Origin of the sequence: Rhodococcus sp. T2V (assembly GCF_029269925.1) — a bacterium.
GTDB classification, from domain to species: domain Bacteria; phylum Actinomycetota; class Actinomycetes; order Mycobacteriales; family Mycobacteriaceae; genus Rhodococcus_F; species Rhodococcus_F koreensis.
The window spans coordinates 261,415-287,577 of sequence record NZ_JARJBD010000003.1 but is presented as its reverse complement, the minus strand read 5'-3'; the positions used below and the strand labels follow the sequence as shown (position 1 = coordinate 287,577).

The following is a 26,163-nucleotide window of genomic DNA, read 5'->3' as shown; positions in this document are numbered from 1 at the left end:
ACGACAGCTCGTCGTGCAATGAGAAAGTGGTGAACTATGCCCCCCAAGCGCCGAAACAACGTGCCGGACAGCGCTGCAAAGGGCAGGCGTCCGCGCGTAGCGGGGACCCGTCAGACAACGCCGAAGCCTCCCCGATCGGACACCCCGGTCGACAAGACGGAACCGGTGACAACGCCGGACACGGTGAAGAAGCCGGAACAGGTCGAGAAGGCCGAGACGCCCGCCGCGGCGACCGCGGCCGCCACCGGCACGGCACCGGTTCCCGAGACGACGAACGCTCCCGCCGCGGACAAGCCCGACCCGGACACGACCGTATCGATGGCCAAGACGGTGTCGACGGCGAAGGCTGTGTCGACGGCGAAGGCTGTGTCGGCGGGGAAGGCGAAGGTTCCCAACCTTCAACCGCGCATCAGCACGCAGCAGGCTCCCGCCGTCGCCGAGACCGCGACCGACGCACGCAGCGGGACCGGTCGCGTCACGTGGAAGCTCGTCGGGATCCTCGGGGCGGTCGCGGTGGTGCTCGGTGTGTTCGCGGTCGTCGCGGCGTTCAAACCCGGAGCGAACATCACGAACATCACGAACACCGCGTGGGTCGACGCGGGAGCAACCGCCGAGGTGACCAAGGCGGGCACCGAGGCGATCGAGACGCTGTACACCTACAGCTACGAGACGATCGATCAGGACTTCGACAAGGCGCGCGGCTATCTCGATGACGCCAAGCGGGAAGAGTTCGACTCGACCGCCGACACGACCAAGCAAGCTGCCATCCAGACCAAGACGGCCACGCAGGCGTCCGTCACCGACATCGGGGTCACGGTGCTCGACGGTGACCGCGCCGAACTGCTCGCGCACATGAACGTCAGCGCCACCGGTGACGCCGTTGCTCAGGGCAGTGCCGCCACGCCGCTGTCGATCAAGATGGAGAAGATCGACGGCAAATGGGTGCTGTCCGACATCTCCGACAGCGAGGGCTGACCTATTTCGGAAAGGTTTGGACCGGAACGAGATTCGTACGCCGGATGACGTCGCGCGTCGAATTGAGTTCTCGGGCAGAGTGAATCGGTTACGGGAATCGGAACACCTTCACGATTGAATGGGAACCCCTTGCTGTGGTGACGGTTTCGGTCGGTCGGATGGCCCAGGGGTGGCCGGCTTCCGTGCCAGGAATCCTGGTGCCCACCAATTGGCCTCGCCCATCAACTTCACCAGCGCGGGCACCAGCATCATGCGGATGACGGTGGCGTCGATGAGCAGCGCGATGATCATGCCGAGACCGATGAACCGCATCATCGTCAGTTCCGAGAGCGTGAACGCTCCGGTGACGACGATCAGGAGTGCGGCCGCCGCCGTCACGATGCGTCCGGTGTGCGCCGTGCCGATCCGCACGGCCTCCTCGGTGGACGCGCCCGCGTCGTGGGCCTCGACCATCCGCGACAACAGGAAGATCTCGTAGTCGGTCGAGAGCCCGAAGACCACCGCGATGATGAGGACCACCATCGTCGCGGGCAGGGGCCCCGGCGTCACGCCGAGAAAATCTGCGCCGTGACCGTCCTCGAAGATCCACGTGAGCACACCGAACGAGGCGGCGAGGCTGAGGGTGGCCATGGCGATCGCCTTCAGGGGGAGCACCACGGACCGGAACGCGAGCAGCATCAGCACGAAGGTGACGGCCACCATGATTCCGATCATCCACGGCAGCCGGGCGCCCATCGCGTCCAGCCCGTCGGCGGTCAGGGCGTTCACACCACCCAGCATCTTCACGGTGCCGTCCGGGGTGGGGAGGTCGCGCAGGGCGGCGGCCGTAGCCATGGCCCCCGCGGTCCGGTCCGCGTCGTCGAAGACGGCCCGGATGGCGACGAACGTGTCGGTGGCGCCGACCGGCACCACCCGCTGGACCCCGTCGACCGCAGCGGTCGCTGCGAAGAACTCTGCCGTGGCGGCCGGCCGCGGCGCCTTGCCGTCGCTGCCTTGCAGCACGAGCGTCGCCCCGTTGTTGGCGAGCGGGAAATCTGCGGCGAGATCGTCGACGGCGACCCGGAGTGGATGGCCCGCCGGCAGTCCGGTGTGATCGAGATCGCCCAGCGACGCGCCTGCCAGGGGCGCGGCGAGCACCAGCAGCACCGCGACGATCGCCGTCGCGATCGGGACGGGCCGCCGCATCACGCGTTCGGCGACGCCGCCCCAGAACCGGTGCGCCCGGTCCTCGCCGCGTTCGACCACTCCCCGTCGCCAGGTCAGCGAGTTGATGCGAGGCCCGAGCAGTGCGAGGGCGGCGGGCAGTGCCGACAGTGTCAGCACCGCGGCGATCGCGATGGCCGCCATCCCGCCGTAGGCGAAGGACCGCACGATGGCCTGGGGAAACACGAGCATGCCCACGAAACCGCACACCAGGAGGAGCGCGGAGAACCCCACGGTCCGGCCCGCGGTGGCGAGCGTCCGGCGGACGGCGTCGTCGGTGCCTGTGCCGGACCGCAGCTCCTCACGGAACCGGGTCACCACGAACAGTCCGTAGTCGATCGACATGCCCAGCCCGACGAGACTCGCGATGTTCACCGAGAATGCGCTGACCTCGGTGAAGTACGAGATCACCCGCAGAGCGCCGAGGGCGCCGAGAATCGCGAGACCGCCGACGCACAGCGGTACGGCCGCGCCGACGAGGCCGCCGAAGATGACGAGGAGCAGGAGCAGCAGGATCGGGAACGACACCGCCTCGGCCCGCAACAGGTCGCTCTCGGACACCTCGTTGAAGGCGTTGGCGGCGGCGCTGAAACCGCTGAACTCCGCGGCCGTGCCGTCGATGACCAGCAGCTGCCGGAGGTCGTGGTACGCGGAGATCCGAGTGTTCTCGTCGCCGCTCAGCGACAGCACCACGAGTCCCTCGGTGCCGTCGGTGGACCGCAGGAACTCCTTCGCCTGGGGCGGCGCGGACCAGTACGACAGGGGAGTGTCGGCGAGCACGCCGGGGTCGATCCGCGCGAGGTGGGCGGCGACTTCGGGGCCGAGGTCGTCGATCGTCGAACCCGGACGCGCGTGGTAGGTCACCGCCAGATCGGGGGTCTGCCTGCCGAAAGCCCCCTCGATCAGGCGCTCGACGCGCGCGGACTCGCTGGCCGGGTCGGTGTACCCGCCGAGGCTGAGCCGGTCGAACACCCCCGAACCCCACGCCCCGCCGAGCAGCACCAGCAGCACCGTGGCGGCGAGAACCAGCTTCGGTCTGGCGACGACGAACGAACTCCAGCGCGTCACGGCTCTGCTTCCCTCGAGAAATCGACGGCGATCGCGTGGGCATATTGTTCACCGCCCGTCGGCAGCTGGAAAGGGGTGCCGGGACGAGCCGCGGGCCTCGCGAAACGACACGACACGCCCTCAGACTCTTGACGCCGCGATGATCACGCGTCACTCTGATGCGTGAACATGCGCAGTGACGCGTGGCCGAGCGCCCGGCTGGGTGCTGTTTCGGGTGCCCGACTCGACATCTACTGAGTTTGGGTGTACTTTTGGACGTTGCGCTGGCTGCCTCCTGTCCACCTCTCGTCCGTACCGCTGCGAAGTGATTCACTCTTCAGCAACTGTGACGAGTTTCGTTCGGGTTGTGACCAGCGAAATTCGAAGCAGATACAGCGGCGGTCGCAACAGCAAGAGCGGCCCGCGTGAGGTGCTGGAAGGACGCATCTTGGCAGTCTCTAGCCAGACCAAGGCAGTTTCCGGAATCCCCGGAGCCCCGAAGAGGGTTTCGTTCGCAAAGATTCGCGAACCCCTCGAAGTTCCCGGGCTTCTTGATCTACAAACCGATTCGTTCGAGTGGTTGATCGGTGCGCAGAGCTGGCGCGAACGCGCCGCCGCTCGTGGCGACAGCGCAATCTCCGGCGGTCTCGAGGACATTCTCGCGGAGCTTTCCCCGATCGAGGATTTCTCGGGCTCGATGTCTCTGTCCTTCTCGGACCCGCGCTTCGACGAGGTGAAGGCCTCGACGGACGAGTGCAAAGACAAGGACATGACCTACGCGGCGCCTCTGTTCGTCACCGCGGAGTTCATCAACAACAACACCGGTGAGATCAAGAGCCAGACGGTCTTCATGGGCGACTTCCCGATGATGACCGACAAGGGCACGTTCATCATCAACGGCACCGAGCGTGTCGTGGTCTCGCAGCTGGTGCGTTCCCCTGGCGTCTACTTCGACCACTCCGTCGACAAGGGCACCGAAAAGGACCTGCACAGCGTCAAGGTCATCCCGGGCCGTGGTGCATGGCTCGAGTTCGACGTGGACAAGCGCGACACGGTCGGCGTCCGCATCGACCGCAAGCGCCGCCAGCCCGTCACCGTGCTGCTGAAGGCCCTCGGCTGGACCACCGAGCAGATCGCCGAGCGCTTCGGCTTCTCGGAGATCCTCATGGCGACCCTCGAGAAGGACAACACCGCAGGCACCGACGAGGCGCTGCTCGACATCTACCGCAAGCTGCGTCCGGGCGAGCCGCCGACCAAGGAGAGCGCCCAGACGCTCCTGGAGAACCTGTTCTTCAAGGACAAGCGCTACGACCTGGCTCGCGTGGGCCGCTACAAGATCAACAAGAAGCTGGGCCTGAACACCGGGCAGCCGATCGTCGCGTCGACCCTCACCGAGGAAGACATCGTCGCCACCATCGAGTACCTGGTGCGCCTGCACGCCGGTGACACCGAGATGACCGCCCCCGGCGGCGTCGCGGTGCCCGTCGAGGTCGACGACATCGACCACTTCGGCAACCGTCGTCTGCGCACGGTCGGTGAGCTCATCCAGAACCAGATCCGCGTGGGCCTGTCCCGCATGGAGCGCGTGGTTCGTGAGCGCATGACCACCCAGGACGTCGAGGCGATCACGCCGCAGACGCTGATCAACATCCGGCCCGTCGTGGCTGCGATCAAGGAGTTCTTCGGAACGTCCCAGCTGTCGCAGTTCATGGACCAGAACAACCCGCTGTCGGGGCTGACGCACAAGCGTCGTCTGTCCGCCCTCGGCCCGGGTGGTCTGTCCCGTGAGCGTGCCGGCCTCGAGGTGCGAGACGTTCACCCGTCGCACTACGGCCGCATGTGCCCGATCGAGACCCCCGAAGGTCCGAACATCGGTCTGATCGGTTCGCTGTCCGTGTACGCACGGGTCAACCCGTTCGGATTCATCGAGACGCCGTACCGCAAGGTCGAGGGTGGCCAGGTCACCGACCAGGTCGACTACCTGACCGCGGACGAAGAGGACCGCCACGTCGTCGCGCAGGCCAACTCGGCCGTCGACGCCAACGGTCACTTCACCGACGATCGCGTTCTGGTCCGTCGTAAGGGCGGCGAGGTCGAGTTCGTCTCGTCCGCCGAGATCGACTACATGGACGTCTCGCCGCGGCAGATGGTGTCCGTCGCGACCGCGATGATCCCGTTCCTCGAGCACGACGACGCCAACCGTGCCCTGATGGGCGCGAACATGCAGCGTCAGGCGGTGCCGCTCGTTCGCAGCGAGGCCCCGCTGGTCGGTACCGGCATGGAGTTGCGTGCCGCCGTCGACGCGGGCGACGTCATCGTCACCGAGAAGACCGGTGTCGTCGAAGAGGTCTCCGCCGACTACGTCACGGTCATGGCCGACGACGGCAGCCGCAAGACGTACCGGATGCGCAAGTTCGCGCGTTCCAACCAGGGCACCTGCGCCAACCAGCGTCCGATCGTGGACGAGGGACAGCGTGTCGAGTCCGGACAGGTCCTCGCCGACGGCCCCTGCACCGAGAACGGTGAGATGGCGCTCGGCAAGAACCTGCTCGTCGCGATCATGCCGTGGGAAGGCCACAACTACGAGGACGCGATCATCCTGTCGCAGCGCCTCGTGGAAGAAGACGTCCTCACCTCGATCCACATCGAGGAGCACGAGATCGATGCCCGCGACACCAAGCTCGGTGCCGAGGAGATCACTCGCGACATCCCGAACGTCTCCGACGAGGTCCTCGCCGACCTCGACGAGCGCGGCATCATCCGCATCGGTGCCGAGGTTCGTGACGGCGACGTGCTGGTCGGAAAGGTCACGCCGAAGGGCGAGACCGAGCTGACCCCGGAGGAGCGCCTGCTGCGCGCCATCTTCGGTGAGAAGGCGCGCGAGGTTCGCGACACGTCGCTGAAGGTTCCCCACGGTGAGACCGGCAAGGTCATCGGCATCCGCGTGTTCTCGCGCGACGACGACGACGATCTGCCCCCCGGTGTCAACGAGCTGGTCCGCGTCTACGTGGCACAGAAGCGCAAGATCCAGGACGGCGACAAGCTCGCCGGCCGCCACGGCAACAAGGGCGTCATCGGCAAGATCCTCCCGCAGGAGGACATGCCGTTCCTGCCCGACGGCACGCCGATCGACATCATCCTGAACACCCACGGTGTTCCGCGTCGTATGAACATCGGTCAGATCTTGGAGACCCACCTCGGGTGGATCGGCAAGACCGGCTGGAACGTTCAGATCGCCGGCGACGGCTCCCGGCCCGATTGGGCGGAGCAGCTGCCGGAGGAGATGCTGTCGGCGCCTTCCGACTCCAACATCGCCACCCCCGTGTTCGACGGCGCCAAGGAAGACGAGCTCACCGGTCTCCTCGGTTCGACGCTGCCGAACCGCGACGGCGAGGTCATGGTCGCGTCCGACGGAAAGGCCACGTTGTTCGACGGCCGTTCCGGCGAGCCGTTCCCGTACCCGGTCTCGGTCGGCTACATGTACATCATCAAGCTGCACCACCTGGTCGACGACAAGATCCACGCTCGGTCGACCGGTCCGTACTCGATGATCACCCAGCAGCCGCTCGGCGGTAAGGCCCAGTTCGGTGGCCAGCGCTTCGGTGAGATGGAGTGCTGGGCGATGCAGGCCTACGGCGCGGCATACACGCTGCAGGAACTGCTCACCATCAAGTCCGACGACGTGGTGGGTCGAGTCAAGGTGTACGAGGCCATCGTCAAGGGCGAGAACATCCCCGAGCCGGGTATCCCCGAGTCGTTCAAGGTGCTCCTGAAGGAGCTCCAGTCGCTCTGCCTCAACGTGGAGGTGCTGTCCTCGGACGGCGCGGCCATCGCGATGGCGGACGGCGACGACGAGGACCTGGAGCGGGCCGCAGCGAACCTGGGCATCAACCTGTCCCGGAACGAGGCGGCGACGGTCGACGACCTCGCGAACTAGTTTTCGGTCCCCGGGTCACGGAAATCCGTGCCCCGGGGGCGTAGTTCACATTTGAATTGGCAGTCAGGAATCGGCGGGTGACCGTTGATCCACAATCCCTCTGGGGAAAGGAAGTTACGTGCTCGACGTCAACTTCTTCGATGAACTCCGCATTGGCCTCGCCAGTGCAGAGGACATCCGCAATTGGTCCTACGGCGAGGTCAAGAAGCCGGAGACCATCAACTACCGCACGCTCAAGCCCGAGAAGGACGGCCTCTTCTGCGAGAAGATCTTCGGCCCCACCCGGGACTGGGAGTGCTACTGCGGCAAGTACAAGCGTGTCCGCTTCAAGGGCATCATCTGTGAGCGCTGCGGCGTCGAGGTGACCCGCGCCAAGGTTCGTCGTGAGCGCATGGGCCACATCGAACTGGCTGCCCCGGTCACCCACATCTGGTACTTCAAGGGCGTGCCCAGCCGTCTCGGCTACCTGCTCGACCTGGCGCCGAAGGATCTCGAGAAGATCATCTACTTCGCCGCATACGTCATCGTCGGTGTCGACGAGGAACTGCGTCACAACGAGCTGTCCACGCTCGAAGCCGAGATGCAGGTCGAGAAGAAGACCGTCGCCGATCAGCGCGACGCCGACCTCGAGGCCCGCGCTCAGAAGCTCGAAGCCGACATCGCCGAGCTGGAGGCGGAGGGCGCCAAGTCCGACGTCCGCCGCAAGGTCAAGGACGGCGGCGAGCGCGAGATGCGTCAGCTCCGTGACCGCGCGCAGCGCGAGCTGGATCGTCTCGACGAGATCTGGACCACGTTCACCAAGCTCAGCGTCAAGCAGCTCATCGTCGACGAACTGCTGTACCGCGAGCTCGTCGACCGCTACGGCGAGTACTTCACGGGCGCCATGGGTGCCGAGTCGATCCAGAAGCTCATGGAGAGCTTCGACATCGACGCCGAGGCCGAGAACCTCCGCGAGACCATCCGCAGCGGCAAGGGGCAGAAGAAGCTCCGCGCGCTGAAGCGTCTCAAGGTCGTCGCCGCGTTCCAGGCCAACCAGAACTCGCCCATGGGCATGGTTCTCAACGCCGTCCCGGTGATCCCGCCGGAGCTGCGTCCGATGGTTCAGCTCGACGGTGGCCGTTTCGCCACCTCCGACCTGAACGACCTGTACCGCCGCGTCATCAACCGCAACAACCGCCTCAAGCGACTGATCGACCTCGGTGCCCCCGAGATCATCGTCAACAACGAGAAGCGGATGCTGCAGGAGTCCGTGGACGCGCTGTTCGACAACGGCCGTCGCGGCCGTCCCGTCACGGGTCCCGGTAACCGCCCGCTGAAGTCCCTGAGCGACTTGCTCAAGGGCAAGCAGGGTCGTTTCCGTCAGAACCTGCTCGGTAAGCGCGTCGACTACTCGGGTCGTTCCGTCATCGTCGTCGGCCCGCAGCTCAAGCTGCACCAGTGCGGTCTGCCGAAGCTGATGGCTCTCGAGCTGTTCAAGCCGTTCGTGATGAAGCGCCTGGTCGACCTGAACCACGCGCAGAACATCAAGTCCGCCAAGCGCATGGTGGAACGTCAGCGCGCGCAGGTGTGGGACGTCCTCGAAGAGGTCATCGCCGAGCACCCCGTGCTGCTGAACCGTGCACCGACGCTGCACCGCCTGGGCATCCAGGCCTTCGAGCCGCAGCTGGTCGAGGGCAAGGCCATTCAGCTCCACCCGCTGGTGTGTGAGGCCTTCAACGCCGACTTCGACGGTGACCAGATGGCCGTGCACCTTCCGCTGTCCGCGGAGGCGCAGGCCGAGGCACGCATCCTGATGCTGTCGTCGAACAACATCCTGTCGCCCGCGTCGGGTCGACCGCTCGCCATGCCCCGTCTGGACATGGTCACCGGTCTGTACCACCTGACCCGGTTGGACGAGGGTGCCACCGGTGAGCTCGCAGCGTCGACCGGCGACGAAGCGGAGCAGGGCGTGTACTCCTCGCCCGCCGAGGCTCAGATGGCCGTCGACCGCGGTGCGCTCGTCGTGCAGGCGAAGATCAAGGTGCGGCTCACGCAGCAGCGCCCGCCCCGTGACATCGAGGCGGACCTGTTCCCCGAGGGCTGGAACTACGGTGACGGCTGGACGGCGGAGACGACGCTGGGTCGCGTGCTCTTCAACGAGCTGCTTCCCGCGGACTACCCGTTCGTCAACGAGCAGATGCCGAAGAAGCGTCAGGCGACGATCATCAACGATCTCGCCGAGCGCTACCCCATGATCGTGGTCGCGCAGACCGTCGACAAGCTGAAGGACGCCGGCTTCTACTGGGCCACGCGTTCGGGTGTCACGGTCTCGATCTCCGACGTCCTCGTGCCGCCGGAGAAGGCTCAGATCATGGAGTCCTTCGAGGCTCAGGCCGACCAGATCGAGAAGAAGTACCAGCGTGGTGCTCTGAACAAGACCGAGCGCAACAGCGCCCTGGTCAAGATCTGGTCCGAGGCCACCGACGAGGTCGGTAAGGCCATGGAGGCCCACTTCCCCGACGACAACCCGATCCCGATGATCGTGAAGTCCGGCGCCGCCGGCAACATGACTCAGGTTCGGTCGCTCGCCGGCATGAAGGGTCTGGTGACCAACCCGAAGGGTGAGTTCATCCCGCGTCCGATCAAGTCCTCCTTCAAGGAAGGCCTGACCGTTCTCGAGTACTTCATCAACACGCACGGTGCCCGTAAGGGTCTGGCCGACACCGCGCTCCGCACCGCCGACTCGGGTTACCTGACCCGTCGTCTGGTGGACGTCTCGCAGGACGTCATCGTCCGCGAGGTCGACTGTGGAACCGAGCGCGGCATCGTCACCACGATCGCCGAGAAGCAGGCCGACGGATCGATGATCCGCGACGCCCACGTGGAGACGAGCACGTACGCCCGCACCCTGGCCGCCGACGCGGTCGACGAGAACGGCAACGTCATCGTCGAGCGTGGACACGACCTGGGCGACCCGGCCATCGACGCGCTGCTCGAGGCAGGCATCACGCAGGTCAAGGTCCGTTCGGTGCTCACCTGCACCACCGGCACCGGCGTCTGCGCCACCTGCTACGGCCGCTCCATGGCCACCGGCAAGCTCGTCGACATCGGTGAGGCCGTCGGTATCGTCGCCGCGCAGTCCATCGGTGAGCCCGGCACCCAGCTGACCATGCGTACGTTCCACCAGGGTGGTGTCGCCGGAGACGACATCACCGGTGGTCTGCCGCGTGTTCAGGAGCTGTTCGAGGCCCGCGTCCCCAAGGGCAAGGCCCCGATCGCCGACGTCAGCGGCCGTGTGCAGCTCGAGGACGGCGACCGCTTCTACAAGATCACCATCGTCCCGGACGACGGTGGCGAAGAGGTTGTCTACGACAAGCTCTCGAAGCGTCAGCGTCTGCGTGTCTTCAAGCACGACGACGGCACCGAACGCCTTCTGGCCGACGGTGACCACGTCGAGGTCGGTCAGCAGCTCATGGAAGGTGCTGCCGATCCGCACGAGGTGCTGCGTGTCATGGGCCCCCGTCAGGTGCAGATCCACCTCGTCAACGAGGTCCAGGAGGTGTACCGGAGCCAGGGTGTGTCGATCCACGACAAGCACATCGAGGTCATCGTGCGCCAGATGCTGCGTCGCGTCACGATCATCGACTCGGGTGCGACGGAGTTCCTGCCCGGTTCGCTGACCGAGCGTGCCGACTTCGAGGCGGCCAACCGCCGGGTCGTCGCCGAGGGTGGCGAGCCGGCAGCCGGACGTCCGGTGCTGATGGGTATCACCAAGGCATCGCTGGCGACCGACTCGTGGCTGTCCGCGGCGTCGTTCCAGGAGACCACTCGCGTGCTGACCGATGCGGCGATCAACTGCCGCAGCGACAAGCTGATCGGTCTGAAGGAAAACGTGATCATCGGAAAGCTGATCCCTGCCGGTACCGGTATCAACCGTTACCGCAACATCCAGGTTCAGCCGACCGAAGAGGCCCGCGCTGCTGCGTACGCGGTTCCGTCGTACGACGACCAGTACTACAGCCCGGACGGCTTCGGCCAGAACACCGGTGCCGCGGTGCCGCTGGACGATTACGGTTTCAGCAACGATTACCGGTAGGCGCTCCGCGCCTGTGAGTGGTTGACGAGTCCCAGGACTCGCCGAGCACTCACCAACGGACGAAGGCCCCACCCCTCTCTCTTCGGGGGTGGGGCCTTCATCTGGTTTCGGTGCCTCCAGCCGTGTCGAGCCTTGTCGCAGGATGTTCGCCGTTGCTAGCGTCGAATGATGGCCCGGTCGAGGTTCGCCGTCGCGCTCGCACTCGCCGCCGTCGTGGGAGTCGCGACCTCCTGCACGGCCTCGGACACCCAGCAGAGCGAGGCGACGTCGTCTGCGGCGCCGGCCTCGTCCGGCACCCCCACGGTGATCACCCCGGTGGTCGCGGACGTGGTGGCCGCACCGATCCCGGTGACGGGCAGCGACGGCCGCGTGCACCTGGCCTACGAACTGCGGCTGACGAACACCGGTTCGCAGTCGGCGACGATCACGTCGCTGCAGGTGAAGGGTGACGGCCGCACACTGGTGGACCTGAGCGGCGATGCGCTGACACCGTGGTTCCAGGCCCTGGGCGGCGGTCCGAAGGCCGGCAACGTCCTCGCCCCCGGACAGCAGGGGCTGGTGTGGATCGACGCGACCCTCGACAGTCCCGACGACGTGCCGCGGAGCCTCGACCACGTCGTGAACGTCGACTTCCCGCAGGCGACGTCGCTCGTGCCGAAGCAACTCGCCGAGAACGTGGCGGACACGAACGTCGACACCCGCGAGGCCGTCCGGATCCGCTCGCCGCTCGACGGTCCGCGTTGGCTCGACGGCACCGGCTGCTGCACGGTCACCTCCCACCGCGCCGCCGTGCTGCCGATCAACGGCCGGATGCTGGCGGCCGAGCGTTTCGCGATCGATTTCGTCCAACTCGACGAGCAGGGTCGGATCTACACCGGCGACCAAAAGCAGCTGTCGAGCTACGCGTACTACGGCGCGCCGGTCCGCGCCGTGTCGGACGGCGAAATCATCGCCGTCGTGGGCGATCTGTCCGAACAGGTCCCGGGGGCCAGTCCACAGGGACTGCCGCTCGACCAATACGGCGGGAACCACGTCGTGCAGGCGATCGGGGACGGTCGATTCGCGTTCTACGCGCACCTGCAGCCCGGCAGCGTGGACAACATCAGCGTCGGCCAGAACCTGCGGGCGGGCGAGCAGATCGGGTTGCTCGGCAACAGCGGAAACACCGACGCGCCGCACCTGCACTTCCATGTGATGGACGGGCCGGACTTCCTGGCGTCGAACGGCATTCCGTTCGAGTTCGAGAACTTCGACCTCGACGGCCGGGTGACGGGGGAGAGCTTCGAGGCCGCGGCGACCGCCGGCGCCCCGGTCGTCGACGAGGCGGGGACGCAGACCGGATCGCGCACCGACGAGATGCCGCTGTACCTCGACGTCGTGACGTTCCCGGGCAGCTAGCCGAGGAGCAGCGCCCGAGCACCAGCCGGCACTCGCCCCGCGACGACTATCCTCGACATCACCTGTCCGATATGCGTGGTTCGCTGAACGGAGACGAGATGTCCGAGAAGAAGATCGATCGCGTGAAGGCCGAGTCGGCACTCGAAGTTGTGCGGGAGAGCCCGACGATCGCGCTCATCACCGTCGCGCCGGCGCTGGTCGTCTTCGGCGTGGTCTGGTGGCTGTTCGGATTCTGGTCCGCGCTGGTGCTGGTCCTGATTCTCGGTGTCGTCGCCGTCGTCGGCCGGAAGTTGTTCTGAGGCCGCTACCGCGGAACGTGGAACGTGGCGAGTGACGCCGCGCTCGACGTGAGTTCGTCCCACTCGCACGGCACCGTGAGGACGGCGAGCGCGGACGTCGGGAACTTCTCCCGCATCAGGTTGGCATCCCCGGTGTCGGGGTTGCCGGCCAGATCGAGCGCGGTGGACGGCATACCGGGGGCGTGCCCGACCACCAGCAGGGTGCGCACCGACGGCTCGATCCGCACGATCTCCATCAGCACCTCCGACGGGTATGCGCCGTAGAGTTCCTCGGCGAACCGGGTGGGAGCGCCGACCCGGGTCGCCTCCAGCGTTTCCCGGGTCCGCCGCGACGTCGAGCACAGCACGGCGTCGATCGGCGGCTGAGTGGACCGCAGCCACTCGCCGGCCAGACCCGCCTGCGTGCGCCCGCGCGGCGCCAGCGGCCGCTCGTGATCCGCGACCCCCTCCGGGTACGCCGACTTGCCGTGGCGCATGAGGATCAGCGTGCGATTCCGCGACGGGCTGTGCGAGGCCATGGGTAGACGCTAGCGCCCCGCGCCTGATCAGGTGGTGAGCGGCCCGACGTGGGCCACCGCCCGCAGCGCGTCGTCGACCAGGAACCACACCGTCAGCGACGTGTCGTCCCTGCGCCTGCGAAGGACGATCCTGTCGGTCGACACGATGGGCGCGAGGTATTCGAGCACCGCGCGGTGGGGGTTGTCGACGAGGCGGCCGCCGCCGGGATGCTCGTGGTCGGCGAGCAGTTCCTCGACCGCCTGCCAGTAGACGGCGTTGTTGACGTGGTCGAAGGGATCTATGTCGGTGCGGCGCAGAACGAACTCGCTGTCCTCGATCCCGTCCTCGTCGGCGGTAGGCGCGTTCTCGACGAGCCACCGTTTCCACTTCAGCCGGTGTTCCTCCGCGGACTCCCCGAGGCGTTCGATGAACCCGTCGTCGATGCGGGTGGGCATGCCCGTTTCGCCGCTGATGTGGATCCAGAACCCCTCGGTCTCGATCAGCGCGCCCGCCTCACCCTGGATCTGCACGCGCATGTTCGTCCAGCGCGTCGACAGTGCCGAGCACCAGCGTCGGAGGTGTACGCGTTCGGGCCACACGGCGGGCCGCAGGACGTCGATGACGGTGCGCCGGACGATCCACAGCGGGTGGCTGTCGGCGGCGTCGACGGCGTCGAGGTTGTCCAGACCGGCGTCCTGCAGGTAGCGCGCGATGCCGTCGAGGCGGAGTCGTTTGGCGGCGTCGATGTCGCCGGTGCGGACCGGCCAGGACGTCTCGAAGAAGCGGCCGCGTGAGGGCGGAGCGGCGAGGGGTCGGTCGAGTGCCAAGGTGTGGTTCCTTCGCTCGTGGACGGGGCCCTGATTCTTTCATCCGGCGCCGGTGCTTGTTTGCGGACGCGATTCTCAGTACAGTTCATATAACTGTTACTGCGTGTAACACAAATGAGTTCGATGGTCCGGACAGGTGTGAGGAAACCGCAATGGCATATGTCATCACCCAGGCGTGCTGCAACGACGCGAGCTGCGTCTCCGCATGCCCCGTGAACTGCATCCACCCGACGCCGGAGGAACGGGAATTCGCGCAGACCGAGATGCTGCACATCGACCCGGAAACCTGCATCGACTGCGGGGCCTGCGTCGATGCCTGTCCGGTCGACGCGATCTTCCCCGAAGACAAGCTCCTCGGTTCGCTCACCCGCTACAAGGACATCAACGCCGAGTACTACACGACCAACCCCATGCCGACCGGGTGGATCCCGCTCACGCCCGCGACCCCGCCGCGCCGCGACCTGGGCACGTTGCGGGTCGCCGTCGTCGGCGCCGGCCCGGCCGCCTGCTACGCCGCGGGTGAACTGCTCGAACGTTCGGACGTCGAGGTCGAGATGTTCGAGAAGCTGCCGACCCCGTGGGGGCTCGTCCGCGCCGGCGTCGCGCCCGACCATCCCGGCACCAAGGAGGTGACCCGGATGTTCGAATGGAGTCTCGACCGGCCGAACTTCGAGTTCCATCTCAACGTCGAGGTCGGCAAGCACGTCACCCACGACGAACTGCTGGAGAACCATCACGCCGTCATCTACGCCGTCGGGGCGTCGAGCGACCGGCGGCTGGGAATCCCGGGTGAGGACCTCCCCGGCGTGCACGCCGCCACGGAGTTCGTGGCCTGGTACAACGGCCACCCGGACTACGCGGGACGCACGTTCGACCTGTCCGCCACGCGAGCGGTGATCGTCGGTAACGGCAACGTCGCGCTCGACGTGGCCCGCATCCTCACGATGAACGTCGAGGAGCTGGAGCGGACGGACATCGCCGATCACGCTCTCGCCGCGCTGCGGCGCAGCAACATCGAGGAGGTCGTGCTCCTCGGCCGTCGTGGACCGGCGCAGGCCGCGTACAGCAACCCGGAGTTCCTGGCGCTCGGCGACCTCGAGAACGTGGACCTCGTCATCGACGACGCCGACCTGGACCTCGATGCGGCCAGCGCGGCGCTGCTGGACGATCCGGCGACCGCGATGAAGGTCCGGCTGGCGCGGGAGTTCGCGCAGCGCGCGCCCCGCCCCGGTCACAAGCGCATCGTGTTCCGCTACCTGACGTCGCCGATCGAGGTCACCGGCACCGGCAAGGCCGAGGCCCTGCGTTACGGGCGCAACGAACTGGTGGTCGACGAATCCGGCGCGCTGTCCGCCCGGGCCCGCGGTGAGGAGGGTTCGCTGGAGACCTCGCTCGTGCTGCGCTCCATCGGGTATCGCGGCAATCCCGTCGGCGGCGTCGCCTTCGACGACAGGCGCGGCGTGATCCCCAACGAGCACGGGCGGGTCACCGACCGGGTGTATGTCACCGGGTGGATCAAGCGCGGTCCCAGCGGGGTCATCGGCACCAACAAGGCGTGCGCCAAGGAGACCGTGTCGTCGCTGCTCGCGGATTTCGAGTCCGGCAAACTCCTCGGCACGGTCGGGACCCGCAAAGACGTGAAGAAGCTCGTCGAGCGGCGCCAGCCGGAACAGATCGGCTTCGCCGGCTGGCGCGCCATCGACAAGGCGGAGACATCGCGCGCGGCGGGATCGGCCCGGCCGCGCGTGAAGATGACCGACAAGGTCGAGATGGTGACCGTCGCCCGTAGGCGGAAGCGGCTGTTCGCTCGTTGACGCCTCCCGTCACCCCTGCGCGTCTAGTGTTTCGAGCATGCGCGCAGTGGTGGCGACGGAGCTGTCGGGGCCGGGCGGCATGACGCTGCGGGACGTTCCCGAACCGGCGGCCGACGGGCTGGTCCTGATCGACGTCAAGGCGAGCGGCGTGTGCTTTCCCGACCTGCTGATCAGCTACGGCAAGTATCAGCTTCGGCCCGAACCGCCGTTCGTTCCCGGCGCCGAAGTCGCGGGTGTCGTGGTGTCGGCGCCGGACGGGAGCGGATTCGAGCCGGGCCGCCGGGTGCTGGCGGCACCGCGGGTCGGCGGTTACGCCGAACGGGTCGCGGTGCCTGCCGCGCAGGTGCTGCCCATCCCGTCGACGCTGGGTTTCGAGGAAGCGGCGTCACTGATCGTCAACTACCAGACGATGGAATTCGCGCTGGAGCGCCGGGCCCGACTGCGGGCCGGCGAAACCGTCGTCGTCCTCGGCGCGGCGGGGGGCGTGGGGACGGCCGGCATCCAGCTGGCCAAGGCGCACGGCGCCCACGTGATCGCGGTGGTGCGGCGGGACGGGGCCGACGACTTCCTCCGCGAACTGGGGGCCGACGAGGTCGTCCGCCTCGACGACGGCTGGGGCGCCCGGGTGCGTGAGCTGACCGACGGCCGGGGCGCGCAGATCGTGGTGGACCCGGTCGGCGGCGACGCATTCGACGAGGCCGTCCGAGTGCTGGCCCCGGAAGGGCGTCTGGTCGTGATCGGTTTCGCCGGCGGTGCGATCCCCGAGGTGAAGGTGAACCGCGTGCTGTTTTGCAACATCAGCATCGTCGGGGCGGCGTGGGGTGAGTTCCTCCGCACCGAACCGAATGCGCTGGAAGAGGTGCACGCCGCGCTGATCCGGCACGTGGAGCGCGGACTGCGCCCGGTGGTCACGTCCCGGTACCCGCTCGAGCGGGCCGCGGATGCGCTGCGCGATCTCGAGGCCGGCCTCGTGCTGGGCAAGGCGGTCCTCGTCCAGGACTGAACCCGCAGGTCGTGGGCGCTGCCGGGGAATGTGATACCTGACACCATTTATTCGGTTGCGCCTTAGTTGCTCTTGGGCAATAGTTGCATGAGCGCTAGCATTCGAGGGTGCCCGACAATTCTCCTGATCTTCTCTTCGAACTACTCAACGACTTCTTCACCCAGCTGTTGAGTGCGGGGGAGTCGGAGTCGATGGACAACCTCATCGAGCTGGACCTCACGTTTTCGCAGGTGCGCATGCTCTTCGCGCTGGCTCAGCACGGTGAGCCGCTTCCGATCAACGAAGTGGCCGAGCGGTTGCGGCTCTCGGTTGCCGCGGCGGGTCGAAACGTCGATCAACTCGTGAAGCTGGGTCTCGTGGTCCGCCGGGAGGACGAGCGGGACCGGCGGGTCAAACGGGTCTCCCTGTCGGAGGCCGGGCATAAGGTCGCCAACCAGCACATCGAATGCAAGCGTGATCAGTTGCGACGGTTCGCATGGCGGGTTCCGGAGAGCGAGCGGACTCGGCTGATCGAGGCACTACAACCGATCCTCGCGGGGGAGTCCCTGCGAGAACTCAACCAGGAGATATTCGGATGACATCGCCGACCGCCGCGAACGCGGCGCCCGACAAGCTCGACGGCACGGTCCTCAAGATCGCGTCCGTGGTGGTGCTCGGTGCCATCATGTCGATCCTCGACGTGACCGTCGTCAGCGTTGCGCTGCCGACGTTCGCCACCGAGTTCGACACCACGTACGCCACCGTCGCATGGACGATGACCGCGTACACCCTCGCCCTGGCGACCGTCATCCCCGTCACCGGGTGGGCGGCCGACCGTTTCGGTACCAAACGCCTCTACATGACGGCGCTCGTGCTGTTCGTGCTCGGCTCGGTGCTGTGTAGTTTCGCGTGGGACATCACGTCTCTGATCGGCTTCCGCGTCCTGCAGGGGCTCGGCGGCGGCATGTTGATGCCGCTCGGCATGACGATCATGACGAAGGCGGCAGGCCCCGACCGGGTCGGCCGGGTCATGGCGGTTCTCGGTATCCCCATGCTGCTAGGACCCATCGGTGGCCCGATCCTCGGCGGCTGGCTGATCGAGGCGGCGAGCTGGCACTGGATCTTCCTGATCAACCTGCCCATCGGCATCATCGCCCTGGCCGCCGCGTTCATCATCCTGCCGTCCGACCAGGCCTCGCCGTCCGAGTCCTTCGACTTCCTCGGCATGCTGCTGCTCTCGCCGGGTCTGGCGCTGTTCCTGTTCGGTGTGTCGTCCATCCCGGAGGTGGGCACCGTCGCCTCGGCCCGCGTGCTGGCGCCCGGTGTGATCGGCCTGGTCCTGATCGTCGCGTTCATCTTCCACGCGCTGCGCAAGGACCACCCGCTGATCGACCTGCACCTGTTCAAGAACCGGCAGCTGTCGGTCGCGGTCATCACGACTTCGCTGTTCATCGTCGCGTTCATGGGTGCCGGTCTGCTGTTTCCGAGCTACTTCATCCAGGTCGGCGGGCACACCACGCTCGCGGCCGGTCTGCTGATGGCTCCGCAGGGTATCGGCGCGATGCTGACGATGCCGGTGGCCGGACGACTCGTCGACAAGATGGGCCCCGGCAAGATCGTGCTGACGGGTCTGCCGCTGATCCTCATCGGCCTGGGCGTCTTCACGCAGGTGGCGGCGGATTCGCCGACGTGGCTGCTGATGGGTGCGCTGTTCGTGATGGGTATGGGCATGGGCTGCACCATGATGCCGCTGATGACCGCGGCGATCGTGACGCTGTCCAACGACCAGGTCGCGCGTGGTTCCACGCTGATGAACATCGTCCAGCAGACCGCGGGTTCGATCGGTACCGCCGTCATGTCGGTGGTCCTCACCAACCAGTTGCTCGATCGCGGTCTCGACAGTCAGACGGTCGCGATGCAGCACGTGCCCGAGGTCGCCGCACAGGAGCCTCCCGGAATGGTGGACCAGGTGCTGAGCCAGGCCGCCGACGCGTTCGGCAACACGTTCCTGGTCGCCACCGTGCTGATCGCGTTGACGCTCATCCCGGCGTTCATGCTGCCGCGGAAGAAGTCGGTCAACCCGCATCTCGAGGCGGAAGGTGCCCCGACGGTCATGATGCACTGATCGGTTTCGTCCCGACCGAACGTCGCCGAGGGCGGCAAGCGCACTGCGCTTGCCGCCCTCGGCCGTTTCCGGAATAGGCCGAAGTGATTGAATGTTGCAATAGGTTCATGCAAATGCATGGAGTTCTGACGCGAGAGGAACAGCTATGCAGTTCGGAATCTTCACCGTCGGCGACGTCACGGCCGATCCCACCACCGGCCGCGCACCCACCGAACACGAGCGCATCAAGGCGATGACGACCATCGCCAAGCACGCCGAGGACGTCGGGCTCGACGTGTTCGCCACCGGCGAGCACCACAACCCGCCGTTCGTGCCTTCGTCACCCACCACCATGCTGGGCTACCTCGCCGCGCAGACCGAGAAGATCATCCTGTCCACGTCCACGACGCTGATCACCACCAACGACCCGGTGAAGATCGCCGAGGACTACGCGATGCTGCAGCACCTCGCGGACGGCCGGGTGGATCTGATGATGGGCCGCGGAAACACGGCTCCCGTCTATCCGTGGTTCGGCCAGGACATCCGGCAGGGCATCCCGCTGGCGCTCGAGCACTACCGGTTGCTGCGCCGACTGTGGGACGAGGATGTCGTGGACTGGCAGGGGCAGTTCCGCACCCCGCTGCAGGGCTTCACCTCCACGCCGCGCCCGCTCGACGGCATCCCGCCGTTCGTCTGGCACGGGTCGATCCGCAGCCCGGAGATCGCCGAGATCGCGGCATTCCACGGCGACGGCTTCTTCGCCAACAACATCTTCTGGCCCAAGGAGCACTACATCGCCCTGATCAACCTCTACCGCGAGCGGTACGAGCACTACGGTCACGGCCGCGCGGACCAGGCGATCGTCGGCCTGGGCGGGCAGGTGTTCATGCGCCGCAACGCCAAGGACGCCGTCGACGAGTTCCGGCCCTACTTCGACAACGCCCCGGTCTACGGCCACGGGCCGAGCCTCGAGGACTTCACCGACCAGACCCCGTTGACCGTCGGCACCCCGGAGCAGGTGATCGAGAAGACCCTGACGTTCGCCGACTTCTTCGGCGACTACCAGCGGCAGTTGTTCCTCGTCGACCACGCGGGTCTTCCCCTGAAGACGGTGCTCGAGCAGCTGGACCTGCTCGGCGGCGAGGTCGTGCCCGTGCTGCGCCAGGAGTTCGCCGCCCGCAGGCCTGCCGGGGTGCCGGACAACCCGCCGACGCACGCGTCGATGAAGTCCGATCGCGAGCCGGTCGATGCCGCCCGCCAGTAGGACCGAACGGGCGGCCGAGGCGTGGGAGGCGCTGTTCCGCGCGCAGGTCGCGGTGATGCGGAACCTCGCAGCCGACGACGTGTGGGACGAGCTGAGCATGCGCGAGTACGACGTACTGTTCACGCTCGGCCGGGCACCGGAGCGCAGGCTGCGCCTGCACGACCTCAATCGGGAGATCCTGCTCAGCCAGCCGTCGCTGAGCAGGCTCGTCGAGCGGCTGGCCGGCTCCGGGTACGTCACCCGGGAGGGCGATCCCGGCGACCGCCGCGGGACCGTCGTCGCACTGACCGAGGAGGGTGCGCGGGTGCAGAAGTCCGTCGGACGCAGGCACGCGGCGAGCATCCGGCGGCACGTCGGCCCGGCACTGTCCGAAGACGAACTCGACACGCTCACCGAACTCTGCGCGAAACTGCGGGACGCACAGGACTGACGAAAGGCACGATGGAGCAGTGAGCAATCTGGAGACGAACACGGTGGAAGAGCGGTGCGAATCGCACCCCGACGGCGGCGGCATCCAGGTGCTCGGCGCGCGCGAGGTCCCTCTCGGCGGCCCCCGTGCGATGCCGGTCCGGCGCACCCTCCCGCAGCGCGACCGTTCGCTGATCGGGGCCTGGTGCTTCGCCGACCACTACGGTCCGGACGACGTCGCGAAGACGGGCGGGATGAACGTGCCGCCGCACCCGCACACGGGACTGCAGACGGTGAGCTGGCTGTTCACCGGCGAGATCGAACACCGCGACAGCATCGGCTCGCACGCGATGGTGCGTCCCGGTGAGGTCAACCTGATGACCGCGGGGCGGGGGATCGCCCACTCCGAGGTCTCGACTCCGCAGACGCGGATCCTGCACGGCGCGCAACTGTGGGTGGCGTTGCCGGCGTCGGCTCAGGACGCGGAGCCGGCATTCGAAACGTACGCGCCCGATCCGGTCGTCCGGGGCGGGGCAACGGTGCGAGTGTTCCTCGGAAGCACGGTGGGCTCCACGTCGCCGGTGCGCACGTTCACGCCGCTGCTCGGTGCGGAAATCCTGCTGGAGCCGGGTGCCGACATCACCCTCGACATCGAGCGCGGCTTCGAGGTGGGGGTGCTCGTGGACGAGGGTGAGGTGCAGCTGCGCGGGACCACGCTGCGCTGGGCGGAGCTCGGCTATCAGCCGCCCGCAGAGTCTCTGGTGGCGCTGCGCAACACGGGCGGTACCCGGGCGCGGCTGCTGGTGCTCGGCGGCGAGCCGCTCGGCGAGCAGGTGATCATGTGGTGGAACTTCCTCGGCCGCAGCCACGAGGACATCGTCGGCTACCGCCGCGAATGGCAGTCGGAAGTCCGGGGCGCGGCGCCCGCCGACCCCCGGTTCGGCACGGTCGAGGGCTACGACGGCGATCCGCTGCCCGCCCCCGAACTGCCGAACAGCCGCCTGAAACCGCGCAGCTGACGGGCGGCCGGATCAGTAACTGGTCAGCGACGTGTTGGCGCCGCACAGCACCACGCAGAGCGGTGTGTCGCCGGTGGGTCGGAGCTGTCCGGTGACGATCGCGGCGAGCGCCGCGGCGGTGCCGTGTTCGACGACGATCCGGAACTCCTCCCACAGCAGCGTTCGCGCGTCGATCAGGGCCTCGTCGTCGACGATCAGGCTGGAGACGGGCCGCGAGCGGACCGTCTCCCAGGCGATGGAGCCGATCCGGGTGGCGCCGAGCGAATCGCCGGCGATGCTGTCGATGTCGATGTCCGCGGGTTGCCGGGCGGCGACCGCGGAGTGCAGCGTCGCCGCTCCGCTCGGCTCCACGCCGAAGATGCTGTCGTCCTCGCCGCTGCCGGCGATGACGCCGGACAGCAGTCCGCCGCCGCCGACGGCGATCACGTAGGACAGCGGCTCGGCGACGTCGTCCTGGATCTCGAGCGCGATGGTGCCCGCCCCGGCGACGATGTCGGGGAGATCGTAGGCGTGCAGGGCGAGGGCGCTCGACGACGCCGCGAGTTCCGTCGCGTACTCGGCCGCCTCGGCGTACCGGTCGCCGACCTTGCGCACCTCCGCGCCGAGCGCGATCAGCTTGTCGATCTTGACGTCGGGTGCCGTGACGGGGACGACCACGGTGCACTTCACACCCCGGAGCCGCGACGCCCACGCCGCTCCGATGGCGGCGTTCCCGCCCGACGCGATGACGACGCCTGCGTCGTCGAGGTGTCCGTCCTCCTCTGCGTGCAGCAGCGCGTTGAGACTGCCCCGCACCTTGAACGAGCCGCCGTACTGCAGGAATTCGAGTTTGAAGATCACCGGCACGGCGCCGTGGACGGTGGGCACTGTGGTGCGGAACGTGGGTGTCCGGCGGATCAGGCCGGTGATGCGCTCACGCGCCCTCTCCACGGATGCGCGATCGACGGAATCAGCCATGGTCTCATCGTTCCATCCCGTGGGCCGCGACTATCGCGGCTGCTTGACTGTCGCCGTGCCCTGGGCGGCGGCGCACAGTACCTCCGAACCGTCCTCCTGCACCGCGTAGATGTCGCACCGGCACAGCGCCTGGCGGCGGGTGGACGCGTCGGCCCGGGCGTCCGCTCGCAGCAGTACGCCCTGGGCGGGCCGGAGGTAGGTGATCGTGAAGCCCGCGGTCATGATGTTCGCGCCGAGGACCGTGCCCGCGGCGAACGTGAGGGCGTTGTCGGCGGCATACGACAGGACACCGCCGTGCACGAAGCCGTTCTGTTGCCGCAGTTCGTCCCGGACCGGGATCTCGAGGGTGGTGCCGCCCTCGCCGAACTGCGTCATCCGTGCGCCGACGAGCACGCTGAACGGCTGGGCCTCCAGCACGGCCTGCGCGGTGTCGGCGGTGAGCGCGGCGTCGACTGTCATCCTCTACTCCTGGTTTCGCAACGAATCCCACGCGGCGCGCGCCAGTTCGGGCGCGACCGCGGTGGGGTCGGTGGTCATGGCGCCCGCGAGCCATTGGCGCGAGTACTCCTGCGCCGGGCCGAGCCACAACGCGTAGAGCACGTCGAAGTCGAATCGGCGGACCGTTCCGTAGTGTTCGTGGACCCGCCACCAGTGGGTGACGTCGCGGAAGAATGCGGCATTGGTGGTGTCGGCCCGCTCGTCGACGCCCGGCGGGCGTGGCGCGGCGAGGATGGTGGCCCGCTGTGGGTTTCCGGACACCCAGTGCAGGTGGCGGACGACGGCACCTTCCACCCCGGACCGGGCATCGGCGCATTCCGCGAGTGCGGCCCGGAATCCGCCCTGGTAGTCGGCGAGTGCGCGTAACCAGACCTGCAGGTACAGCTCTTCCTTGTTCGGAAAGTGGTGGTAGACGGCGCCCACGCTGACCCCGGCCTCGTGCCGGATATCGGCCAGCCGGGTGCCGAGGACGCCGCGGCGGGCGAAATGTCCCTCCGCCACGTCCAGCAACAGACTTTGAATCGGCACACACCGAATATAGTTCGGTCCCGGTCGCGGGGACAGTGAGTTCGGAGGATTACGGCGAAGGGCGACGGCGTTCCTGGGACGATGGGGACGTGCGCACTCCGCGACAGCCCCGACGGATCACGCCCCGGACGGGACGTCTGGTGTCCCCGCCGACCCGCCCGCTGCGACGCCCCGGTCCGCCGCCGTCGCTGCTCCACGAGTTCGAGCGCGCCGGCCTCCTCGACGGGCTCAGCGGGCCGGACCGGTCCGCGCGCATGGGGGTGCTGAACACCCTCATCGAGGACGGGGCGTCGATCGACGATCTCCGCGGCGCCGCGCGGGGTGATCGCCTCGCACACGTGCTGCTCGAGCACGCGCTGTCGCCGAAAGGCCGGTACAGCATCGACGACATCGCCGGGAAGGTGGGCGTCACCGTCGACGACGCCCGCCGGTGGTTTCGCGCCATCGGCCGGGGTGCGTCGGCGGACGGCACGTTCTACGACGACGGCGACCTCGACCTCGCGCGCGGACTCGAGCAGTACCGGGATCTGGGTCTCGACGAGAGCGCCATCTTCGCGGCCGCCCGGGTGCTCGGCCGCAACCTCTGGACGGTCGCCGGCGCCGCGGACTCGCTCCTGCAGGAGCGGCTCGAGGCGACGCGCGAGCACCCCGAGGTGGCCCTGCGGTACGCGGTGGAGATGCGTCGCATCGTGGATTTCGAGGCGCAGATCCTGGCTCATCTCATCGCCACCGCTCTGCGCCATCAACTCCGGTCCGACGCGGTGGGAATCGCGGGCGACGCGAACCTCCAGGTAAGGGGAGCGCAGGAGGTCGGGGTCTGTTTCGCGGACCTCGTCGGATTCACGCTGCTCGGGGAGCAGGCGGAGCCCGCCGATCTGGGCCGGGTGGCCGAGCGCCTCGACCTGGTGGCCACGGATCTGGTGTCGCCGCCGGTGCGTCTGGTGAAGACGATCGGGGACGCCGTCATGATGGTCTCGCCCGATCCCAACGCGCTGGCGCACGTCGCGCTCGACCTCGTGCAAGCCGCGCGCGCCGAGGGGCTTCCGCAGTTGCGGGCCGGGATCGCCTGGGGCACGGCGGTACCGAGCGCCGGCGACTGGTTCGGCAGGCCGGTCGCCATGGCCGGTCGCGTCGTCACGGTCGCGCCGTCCAAGGAGGTGGTCGTGACGGGGGAGTTCTACGACGAACTGGACAGCGACGAGTTCTGGGGTGAACCGGCGGGCAGTCACCGGCTCGAGGGAATCGACGCCCCCCAGAAGCTTTTCGGGATCGGCCGCCGATCCGTGGCTTGACCGGCGCGCCGCCGGAAAACGTGTCGTACCCTCGCGATACCGTCATGGCACAGCTCACAGAAGCACATCGAGCGAGGCGCAACATGACTGGCGATTCGGGCGCAGACTGGCATTTCTACGCAGTGGTGGAGACCGCGGTGGACGGCGGTCACACGCTCGCCGCGTTTGGGCCGAGGCCGACGGCGCTCGACGCCCTCCGGCTGGCCGTCCATTCGGTCAACCACACCGCGTATTCGGTTCTGGAACAGGGGATTGCGGGTGATCCGCGGGCCGATGCGAGCGTCGTCGAGCGGTTGCCGATCACGTCGTTCACCATCCGGCGGCACCGCCGCGGCACGAGTGAGATCGACGCCCGCTGGATGCTGAACGGCGGCAGGCATCACCGGTAGGGGCTACCGGGGTTCCGTGGTGAGGTAGTACTCGAGGACGGGCCCGACCCACCGCATCAGCTGTTCGTGCGTCATATCCGCGAGGGGCGGCACCCGGAGTACGTAGCGGGAGAAGGCGAGTCCGAGGACCTGCGACCCGACGAGGGCAGCGCGCTCGTCGGCGTGATCGGCCGCGACCGCTGCGAGCGCGGGCGCCACCTGGCGGGCGAAGACCTGCAACATCGCCTCGGCGGCCCGCGGGCTGCTGGCCGCGGCGCGGAGCAGGGGGAGGAACGCGCCGTCGTTCTCCCACACCGCGAAGAAGCGCGGCATCAGCACGGTCGCGAGTTCCTGCGCCGGAACGTCGCGGAGGTCGGGGAGGTGCAGTTCGAATTCGGCGGCCTCGGCGAACAGCGATTCCTTGTTGGTGAAGTACCGGACCACTAGTGCGGGGTCGACGCCGACGTCCGACGCGACGGCGCGCATCGTCGTGCGTTCGTAGCCGTTCGTGCCGAACCGGGCACGGGCCGCGTCGAGGATCGCGGCGCGGGTGGCGACGGCGGAGCGGGCGCGGCGTTCAGGCATTCCCGAAGTGTAGTCAACAACTGTTGACCTGGCGCCGGGATGCGTCTACCGTCAAAGTCAACAGTTGTTGACTTGCTGGGAACCC

21 protein-coding genes are annotated in these 26,163 nt (G+C 67.6%); 14 read left to right on the top strand and 7 right to left on the bottom strand.

Going from position 1 to position 26,163, the window contains the following annotated elements:
* The first annotated feature begins 36 nt into the window (after positions 1-36).
* Positions 37-975 (top strand): hypothetical protein, encoded by a 939-nt coding sequence (locus P3H15_RS04810; protein ID WP_346348749.1) that lies wholly within the window; start codon positions 37-39, stop codon positions 973-975.
* A 108-nt stretch (positions 976-1,083) separates the two neighbouring features.
* On the opposite strand, the gene P3H15_RS04805 is transcribed toward P3H15_RS04810, so the two are convergent.
* Complete coding sequence (locus tag P3H15_RS04805; protein ID WP_276136187.1) at positions 1,084-3,246, bottom strand: MMPL family transporter; 2,163 nt, start codon at positions 3,244-3,246, stop codon at positions 1,084-1,086.
* Positions 3,247-3,655: 409 nt separating this feature from the next.
* On the opposite strand from P3H15_RS04805, the gene P3H15_RS04800 reads away from it, so the two are divergent.
* From P3H15_RS04800 to P3H15_RS04785, 4 genes are all read left to right on the top strand, one after another.
* On the top strand, positions 3,656-7,162 hold the full coding sequence (locus P3H15_RS04800; RefSeq protein WP_276136202.1) for a DNA-directed RNA polymerase subunit beta: 3,507 nt from the start codon (positions 3,656-3,658) through the stop codon (positions 7,160-7,162).
* 118 nt (positions 7,163-7,280) lie between these two features.
* Positions 7,281-11,237, top strand: a complete 3,957-nt coding sequence (locus tag P3H15_RS04795) for a DNA-directed RNA polymerase subunit beta' (RefSeq protein ID WP_276136186.1) — start codon at positions 7,281-7,283, stop codon at positions 11,235-11,237.
* Positions 11,238-11,402: 165 nt separating this feature from the next.
* Positions 11,403-12,635 carry a peptidoglycan DD-metalloendopeptidase family protein gene (locus P3H15_RS04790; RefSeq protein WP_346348748.1) on the top strand — a complete coding sequence of 411 codons (1,233 nt, stop codon included), beginning with the start codon at positions 11,403-11,405 and terminating at the stop codon, positions 12,633-12,635.
* Positions 12,636-12,733: 98 nt separating this feature from the next.
* A complete protein-coding gene (locus P3H15_RS04785; RefSeq protein WP_043826362.1) occupies positions 12,734-12,934 on the top strand; it encodes a hypothetical protein in 201 nt (66 codons plus the stop codon).
* A gap of 5 nt (positions 12,935-12,939) precedes the next feature.
* On the opposite strand, the gene P3H15_RS04780 is transcribed toward P3H15_RS04785, so the two are convergent.
* Together P3H15_RS04780 and P3H15_RS04775 are read right to left on the bottom strand one after the other, a co-directional pair.
* Positions 12,940-13,452: a histidine phosphatase family protein gene (locus tag P3H15_RS04780; RefSeq protein ID WP_276136184.1), complete on the bottom strand. Its 513-nt coding sequence runs from the start codon at positions 13,450-13,452 to the stop codon at positions 12,940-12,942.
* A gap of 27 nt (positions 13,453-13,479) precedes the next feature.
* The gene (locus tag P3H15_RS04775) at positions 13,480-14,259 is read right to left on the bottom strand and encodes an acyl-[acyl-carrier-protein] thioesterase (RefSeq protein ID WP_276136183.1); all 780 of its coding nucleotides are present in this window, start codon (positions 14,257-14,259) and stop codon (positions 13,480-13,482) included.
* A 152-nt stretch (positions 14,260-14,411) separates the two neighbouring features.
* Between P3H15_RS04775 and P3H15_RS04770 the strand changes: the two genes are divergently transcribed.
* The 7 genes from P3H15_RS04770 to P3H15_RS04740 all read left to right on the top strand — a co-directional run bounded on the left by P3H15_RS04770 (position 14,412) and on the right by P3H15_RS04740 (position 21,850).
* Positions 14,412-16,073 (top strand): FAD-dependent oxidoreductase, encoded by a 1,662-nt coding sequence (locus tag P3H15_RS04770; RefSeq protein WP_276136182.1) that lies wholly within the window; start codon positions 14,412-14,414, stop codon positions 16,071-16,073.
* A 37-nt stretch (positions 16,074-16,110) separates the two neighbouring features.
* Positions 16,111-17,076, top strand: coding sequence for an NADPH:quinone oxidoreductase family protein (locus tag P3H15_RS04765; protein ID WP_276136181.1), 966 nt, complete (start codon positions 16,111-16,113; stop codon positions 17,074-17,076).
* Positions 17,077-17,183: 107 nt separating this feature from the next.
* On the top strand, positions 17,184-17,654 hold the full coding sequence (locus P3H15_RS04760; RefSeq protein ID WP_124389063.1) for a MarR family winged helix-turn-helix transcriptional regulator: 471 nt from the start codon (positions 17,184-17,186) through the stop codon (positions 17,652-17,654).
* On the top strand, positions 17,651-19,180 hold the full coding sequence (locus P3H15_RS04755; RefSeq protein ID WP_276136180.1) for a DHA2 family efflux MFS transporter permease subunit: 1,530 nt from the start codon (positions 17,651-17,653) through the stop codon (positions 19,178-19,180). Before P3H15_RS04760 ends, P3H15_RS04755 begins: the two co-directional genes overlap by 4 nt.
* A gap of 145 nt (positions 19,181-19,325) precedes the next feature.
* A complete protein-coding gene (locus P3H15_RS04750) occupies positions 19,326-20,423 on the top strand; it encodes an LLM class flavin-dependent oxidoreductase (RefSeq protein ID WP_276136179.1) in 1,098 nt (365 codons plus the stop codon).
* Complete coding sequence (locus P3H15_RS04745; RefSeq protein ID WP_276136178.1) at positions 20,407-20,853, top strand: MarR family winged helix-turn-helix transcriptional regulator; 447 nt, start codon at positions 20,407-20,409, stop codon at positions 20,851-20,853. Before P3H15_RS04750 ends, P3H15_RS04745 begins: the two co-directional genes overlap by 17 nt.
* A 19-nt stretch (positions 20,854-20,872) precedes the next feature.
* On the top strand, positions 20,873-21,850 hold the full coding sequence (locus P3H15_RS04740; protein WP_276136177.1) for a pirin family protein: 978 nt from the start codon (positions 20,873-20,875) through the stop codon (positions 21,848-21,850).
* Between the two features lie 12 nt (positions 21,851-21,862).
* On the opposite strand, the gene P3H15_RS04735 is transcribed toward P3H15_RS04740, so the two are convergent.
* The 3 genes from P3H15_RS04735 to P3H15_RS04725 are packed head-to-tail and all read right to left on the bottom strand — an operon-like array spanning position 21,863 to position 23,833.
* A complete protein-coding gene (locus P3H15_RS04735; RefSeq protein ID WP_276136176.1) occupies positions 21,863-22,807 on the bottom strand; it encodes a serine/threonine dehydratase in 945 nt (314 codons plus the stop codon).
* A gap of 30 nt (positions 22,808-22,837) precedes the next feature.
* A complete protein-coding gene (locus tag P3H15_RS04730) occupies positions 22,838-23,266 on the bottom strand; it encodes a PaaI family thioesterase (RefSeq protein WP_276136175.1) in 429 nt (142 codons plus the stop codon).
* 3 nt (positions 23,267-23,269) lie between these two features.
* A complete protein-coding gene (locus P3H15_RS04725; RefSeq protein WP_276136174.1) occupies positions 23,270-23,833 on the bottom strand; it encodes a TetR/AcrR family transcriptional regulator in 564 nt (187 codons plus the stop codon).
* An 89-nt stretch (positions 23,834-23,922) separates the two neighbouring features.
* On the opposite strand from P3H15_RS04725, the gene P3H15_RS04720 reads away from it, so the two are divergent.
* Positions 23,923-25,125, top strand: coding sequence for an adenylate/guanylate cyclase domain-containing protein (locus P3H15_RS04720; RefSeq protein ID WP_276136173.1), 1,203 nt, complete (start codon positions 23,923-23,925; stop codon positions 25,123-25,125).
* A gap of 83 nt (positions 25,126-25,208) precedes the next feature.
* Positions 25,209-25,514: a hypothetical protein gene (locus tag P3H15_RS04715; RefSeq protein WP_276136172.1), complete on the top strand. Its 306-nt coding sequence runs from the start codon at positions 25,209-25,211 to the stop codon at positions 25,512-25,514.
* A 3-nt stretch (positions 25,515-25,517) separates the two neighbouring features.
* On the opposite strand, the gene P3H15_RS04710 is transcribed toward P3H15_RS04715, so the two are convergent.
* A complete protein-coding gene (locus P3H15_RS04710) occupies positions 25,518-26,078 on the bottom strand; it encodes a TetR/AcrR family transcriptional regulator (protein ID WP_276136171.1) in 561 nt (186 codons plus the stop codon).
* Positions 26,079-26,163 lie beyond the last annotated feature (85 nt).